This window comes from Vibrio sp. 10N.261.52.A1, from assembly GCF_002876325.1.
In the GTDB taxonomy this organism is placed as follows: domain Bacteria; phylum Pseudomonadota; class Gammaproteobacteria; order Enterobacterales; family Vibrionaceae; genus Vibrio; species Vibrio chagasii.
Map to the genome: position 1 here is coordinate 1,102 of NZ_MCYD01000536.1, position 5,873 is coordinate 6,974.

At 46.2% G+C, this 5,873-nt stretch carries 5 protein-coding genes; 3 read left to right on the forward strand and 2 right to left on the reverse strand.

Going from position 1 to position 5,873, the window contains the following annotated elements:
* The 3 genes from BCT81_RS07670 to BCT81_RS07680 form a co-directional block, all read left to right on the forward strand.
* Positions 1-511, forward strand: a 511-nt coding sequence (locus tag BCT81_RS07670; protein ID WP_133152585.1) for an oligopeptide/dipeptide ABC transporter ATP-binding protein, incomplete at its 5' end; no start/stop codon positions are given.
* Entirely contained in the window at positions 508-1,503 is a 996-nt protein-coding gene (oppF, locus tag BCT81_RS07675; RefSeq protein WP_061033797.1) for a murein tripeptide/oligopeptide ABC transporter ATP binding protein OppF, read from the forward strand. The genes BCT81_RS07670 and oppF, both read left to right, overlap by 4 nt.
* A 205-nt stretch (positions 1,504-1,708) precedes the next feature.
* The gene (locus tag BCT81_RS07680; protein ID WP_102423735.1) at positions 1,709-2,650 is read left to right on the forward strand and encodes a glutathione S-transferase family protein; all 942 of its coding nucleotides are present in this window, start codon (positions 1,709-1,711) and stop codon (positions 2,648-2,650) included.
* On the opposite strand, the gene BCT81_RS07685 is transcribed toward BCT81_RS07680, so the two are convergent.
* A complete protein-coding gene (locus tag BCT81_RS07685) occupies positions 2,621-3,559 on the reverse strand; it encodes a GGDEF domain-containing protein (RefSeq protein ID WP_102423736.1) in 939 nt (312 codons plus the stop codon). The two genes, BCT81_RS07680 and BCT81_RS07685, sit on opposite strands and share 30 nt — an antisense overlap.
* Positions 3,560-3,680: 121 nt before the next feature.
* A complete protein-coding gene (gene pta / locus BCT81_RS07690; protein ID WP_102423737.1) occupies positions 3,681-5,846 on the reverse strand; it encodes a phosphate acetyltransferase in 2,166 nt (721 codons plus the stop codon).
* Positions 5,847-5,873 lie beyond the last annotated feature (27 nt).

Consider the following 5,873-nt stretch of genomic DNA (forward strand, 5'->3'; position numbering starts at 1 on the left):
CGGTATGCGTCAGCGTGTAATGATTGCAATGGCGCTACTTTGTCGTCCTAAGCTGCTTATCGCCGATGAGCCGACAACAGCATTGGACGTAACCATTCAAGCACAAATCATGGAACTGCTGAACGAACTGAAAGATGAGTTCAACACGGCAATCATCATGATTACCCACGATTTGGGTGTTGTTGCGGGTTCTTGTGACAAAGTACTCGTGATGTACGCAGGTCGTACAATGGAGTACGGTACGGTTGACGAAATCTTCTATGAGCCGAGCCACCCATATGCGGAAGGTCTACTGAAAGCTATTCCTCGTTTGGATACGGAAGGTGAGATCCTACCGACTATTCCGGGCAACCCACCAAACTTACTTCGCCTGCCAACAGGCTGTCCTTACCAAGACCGTTGTCACCGTGTAATGGACCGCTGTAAGCAAGAAGCACCGATTCTGACTCCATTTGGTCAAGGCGACCGTCAGCGTGCTTGTTTTTCTGATTGGGAGGCTTGGACAAAATGAGCGTAGTAGATAAGCAGTTATTATTAGATATTAAAGACCTGAAAGTTCACTTTAGCATTGCGGCTAAATCAGCGTGGCCTTGGGCAAAACCTTCAAACCTAAAAGCAGTTGATGGCGTTGATATCCACCTTTACGAAGGTGAAACGCTGGGTGTAGTAGGCGAGTCTGGTTGTGGTAAATCGACGTTTGCTCGTGCAATCATTGGTTTGGTTGAAGCAACTGACGGTGAAGTAATGTGGTTAGGTCAAGACCTAACTAAGATGCAAGAAGTACAACGTCGTGAAACTCGTAAAGAGATTCAGATGATCTTCCAAGACCCACTAGCATCGCTTAACCCGCGTATGTCTGTTGGTGACATCATTGCTGAGCCGCTAGAGACGTTCTACCCAGAACTTTCTAAACAGGAAGTGAAGGACCGTGTTAAAGAAATGATGGCGAAGGTAGGTCTACTGCCAAACGTAATCAACCGTTACCCGCACGAGTTCTCTGGTGGTCAGTGTCAGCGTATTGGTATCGCACGTGCACTTATCTTGAAGCCTAAGATGATCATCTGTGACGAACCTGTTTCAGCACTTGACGTATCTATCCAAGCTCAAGTTGTTAACCTGCTGAAAGAGCTACAAAAAGAGCTAGGTCTTTCGTTGGTATTCATCGCGCACGATTTGTCAGTGGTTAAGCACATCTCAGACCGTGTATTGGTAATGTACCTAGGTAATGCGGTTGAGCTGGGTGAGTCAGATGCACTGTTCTCTGATCCAAAGCACCCGTACACCAAGGCGTTGATGTCTGCGGTTCCTATTCCAGATCCTCGCTTAGAGCGTAGTAAAACAATCCAGATGCTGGAGGGCGACCTACCATCGCCAATCAATCCACCATCAGGTTGTGTTTTCCGTACTCGTTGCCCACAAGCGACAGAAGCGTGTGCGCAAACTAAGCCGACAATTCAAGGCGATGACGTTCACGCAGTATCTTGCTTGCACGTACAAGTCTAGAGCCAATTTGAAACGGTTCAGCCTGTGACAGGCTTAAGCGCGACTAGTTTTTAGAGTCGCGCTTTTTTTGTACTGCAGGTCTAGTTCCTATATTTTGCTCAACAGCTTCATCAAATAATTCGAACAACTAAGCCAACTTCTTCTAGTTTAGAAAAAGTTGGCTTTTTTTATACTAGAGAAAAGTTAGCATCACAGAGGTTTGGATATGGGTAAGTTAGTTGAAGGTGTTTGGCACGATGTGTGGTACGACACTAAAGAAAGTGGTGGTAAGTTCGTTCGTGAAGATGCGGGCTTTCGTAACTGGGTTGAGAATAAGGCCGGTGCGCCATTTGAGCCAGAAAGTGGTCGTTACCACCTATACGTATCGTTAGCTTGCCCTTGGGCACACCGCACACTTATCTTCCGAGAACTTAAAGACCTAACAGATCATATTGATGTGACGGTGGTTTGCCCGGATATGATGAGTGAAGGTTGGCAAATGGGCTTACCTGAGCCGTTGTTTGGTCATACTCGCATGCACCAAATCTACACCCAAGCCAAACCGGACTATTCAGGTCGAGTCACGGTTCCTGTTTTATGGGATAAGAAAACCAATACCATTGTGAGCAATGAGTCGTCTGAAATCATCCGCATGTTTAACTCAGAATTCAATGAGCTAACGGGCAACACCGATGATTACTACCCATGGGAGTTGGCGAGCAAGATTGACGAATGGAACGACTACATCTATCCGAACATCAACAATGGCGTTTATCGTACTGGCTTTGCAACGACACAAGAAGCTTATGAAGAGGCGTATGAGGCGCTATTCAAGGCATTAGACAAAGTAGATGCACACTTTAGCGAGAACCGTTATTTAGCGGGAGAGCAGATTACTGAAGCTGATTGGCGGTTGTTCACGACCTTAGTTCGATTCGATGCTGTGTATGTTGGTCACTTCAAGTGTAACAAGCAACGAATTGCGGACTACAAACATATCCAAGGTTATCTAAAAGAGCTCTATCAAATAGAGGGCATTAAAGAGACGACGGATTTCTACCACATCAAGCGTCACTACTATTACAGCCACACCGGTATCAACCCGACTCAAGTGGTGCCTAAAGGGCCGGATCTGGATTTAGATTCGCCTCACGGACGTGGTCTCTAAGCCGCGACGATTAAGTTTCTTCCTGACGCTGATGGTGACCTTGATGTGGTGATTGCCTTTAGATATGGCCATTTTTGCAATCGACTCTCTTAGCCCATCGGCTTTCGTTGTCGCATCTTCAAAGTTCTCGGCTTCAAAGATGACACAAAACTCCTCACCGCCAATTCGATAGACCTTACATTTCGGTAAGACTAGCTGCGTTTCAGACACTACTTCTTTTAGAACCTGGTCACCAGTACTATGCCCATAGGTATCATTGACCGCTTTAAACCAATCTAAGTCAAAATGCAGCAAGTAGTTAGCTGGGCTGTGATGTAGTGTGTTCGAAGCATCTTGTTGTAAGGCTAGTCGATTGAACGCACCGGTTAGGGCATCAGTTCGGGCCAGTTGTTCAAGTCGTTCTTTCACACCAATACGCACTGACTCATGATTGAATGAGATGAGCCAAATCATCGAATAAGGGATAACAAAGTTTACAAATGCAAAAGGGTAAACGCCTTTGTTAAATAGGTTAGGGAAGTAAAGCAATGCGGTCGCCCCTAGCATCGCGAAAGTGAACAGCGAACCAATGAATCGGTTAAACAGCAGTTGGTAAAGTGGAGGAAGAACAAAGACCCACATGACGATAGCAGCTTGTGGCTTCGCATTCGCAAATCCATAGAGCAGACCTCCAGTAATCACTGAAGCCAACACGAGAGGTTGCCATGAAAGTGAGAAGCCACGCTTGGTCTCGTAATAGACGTGGAAAAGGATAAGTGAGATAAGCACTTCCAGACTGCCGAGAATATAATCTTTACTCAAAAAGAAATTTGAAGAAGCAACGACCAACACAAAAAGTGCGAGGGCGATGCTCACACTTTTTAATACGTGATCACGGATTGCTGACTCTTTGGTAAATTCAATCGACATGTGTCACTTTCACCTTTAAACCTATTATTTGGTATGCTATACAATAATAAGACATAAAAAAAGCCCACGCAATTGCATGGGCTTTAACACTCTTAAAGTCCTTTAGGACATGAAAAGGTAATTAGTTAACTACTTTTTCTTCAGCTTGTGCAGCTTGGTCTGCTTGGATAGCCGTTAGAGCTACTGTGTACACGATATCGTCTACTAGAGCGCCACGAGACAAGTCATTTACTGGCTTGCGCATACCTTGAAGCATTGGACCGATTGATACTAGATCTGCTGAACGTTGTACCGCTTTGTAAGTCGTGTTACCAGTGTTTAGGTCTGGGAATACGAATACAGTCGCTTTACCAGCTACTGGAGAGTTTGGTGCTTTAGAAGCAGCAACGTTTTCCATGATAGCAGCATCGTACTGTAGAGGACCGTCGATCACTAGATCAGGACGCTTCTCTTGAGCAAGCTTCGTCGCTTCACGTACTTTATCTACGTCTGCACCCTTACCAGATTCACCAGTAGAGTAAGAGATCATAGCAACGCGTGGGTCGATACCGAATGCCGCAGCAGAATCTGCAGATTGGATAGCGATTTCAGCAAGCTGTTCAGCTGTTGGATCTGGGTTGATCGCACAGTCACCATAAACCAGTACTTGGTCAGGCAGTAGCATGAAGAATACAGAAGATACGATAGACGCATCTGGTGCAGTCTTGATGATTTGGAACGGAGGAACGATAGTGTTCGCAGTAGTGTGAACAGCACCAGAAACTAGGCCATCTACTTCACCGTTTTCAAGCATCATTGTGCCTAGGAATACTGAGTCTTGTAGCTTCTCACGAGCAACAACTTCAGTCATGCCTTTCGCGCCACGTAGCTCAACTAGACGAGCTACGTAGTTTTCACGTACTTCATCAGAGTTGATGATAGTTACGCCAGCACCTAGCTCAACACCTTGCTGTGCAGCAACACGCTTGATTTCTTCAGGGTTACCTAGAAGCACACATTCTGCAATGCCGCGCTCTGCACAGATAGCCGCAGCTTTAACTGTACGTGGCTCGTCACCTTCAGGAAGAACGATACGTTTGCCAGCTTTACGAGCGAACTCAGTTAGTTGGTAACGGAATGCTGGTGGGCTTAGACGACGAGACTTCTCAGTACCTTCCGTCATTGACTCGATCCAGTTGCCATCGATGTGACCCGCAACGTGTTCGTTGATGAACTCGATACGCTCTTTATCGTCTGCTGGTACTTCCAGGCTGAAGCTCTGTAGGTTCAGAGATGTCTGCCAAGTGTTACCTTGTGCTTTAAAGATTGGAAGACCAGTCTCTAGAGCAGGCTTGATTAGGTCTTGGATTTCCGCAGGGATATCGTAACCACCAGTCAGAAGAACAGCACCAATCTCAACGCCGTTCATTGCTGCAAGTGCTGCTGCAACGATAACGTCAGGACGGTCAGCCGAAGTCACAAGTAGTGAACCTGGCTTGAAGTGTTCAATCATGTGCGGTAGAGAACGCGCACAGAAAGTGATGCTCTTAATACGACGAGTATTCAGTTCACCTTCGTTGATGATCTCAGCGTTTAGGTGAGAAGCCATGTCTGCAGCACGAGTAGCGATTAGCTCGATGCTCCAAGGCACACAACCAAGAACGCGGATTGGAGAAGTGTTGAAGATCTCCATTACTTTTAGTTCGCTTTGCTGAGCGCTGTCTGCATCGTCAAAGATTTCAGATAGGTCAGGGCGAGTACGGCCCGCTTCATCCACTGGAGCGTTAAGCTTGTTGATGATAACGCCAGAGATGTTTTTGTTCTTAGTGCCACCGAAGTTAGAACATGCTACTTCGATACGCTCTTTAAGTTGAGCTGGGTTGTCAGTACCCGGAGTTGCAACAAGTACAATCTCTGCACCTAATGTTGCAGCAATTTCTGCGTTCACTTGGTTAGCGAATGGGTGCTTGCGAGTTGGTACTAGACCTTCGATAAGAGTTACGTCAGCATCTTTGTTGATCTGGTTGTAACGCTCAACAACTGTTTCTAGTAGCTCGTCCATGTTGTCGTTACCGATTAGGCTTTCAGCAACAGACATAGCAAGAGGTTGACCGATCTTAACATCGCTGTTTACGCCAACGATAGTTGAAGTTAGATCAGGTTGGTCGCCACCAGAACGTGGTTGAGAGATTGGTTTGTAGAAAGAAACCTTAACGCCCTTGCGCTCCATTGCGCGAAGAACACCCATGCTTGCGCTAGTTAGACCAACACCAGCACTAGTAGGGATAAGCATAATAGTACGAGACATTCGTATGAGTACCTTTAGCTATTGGAT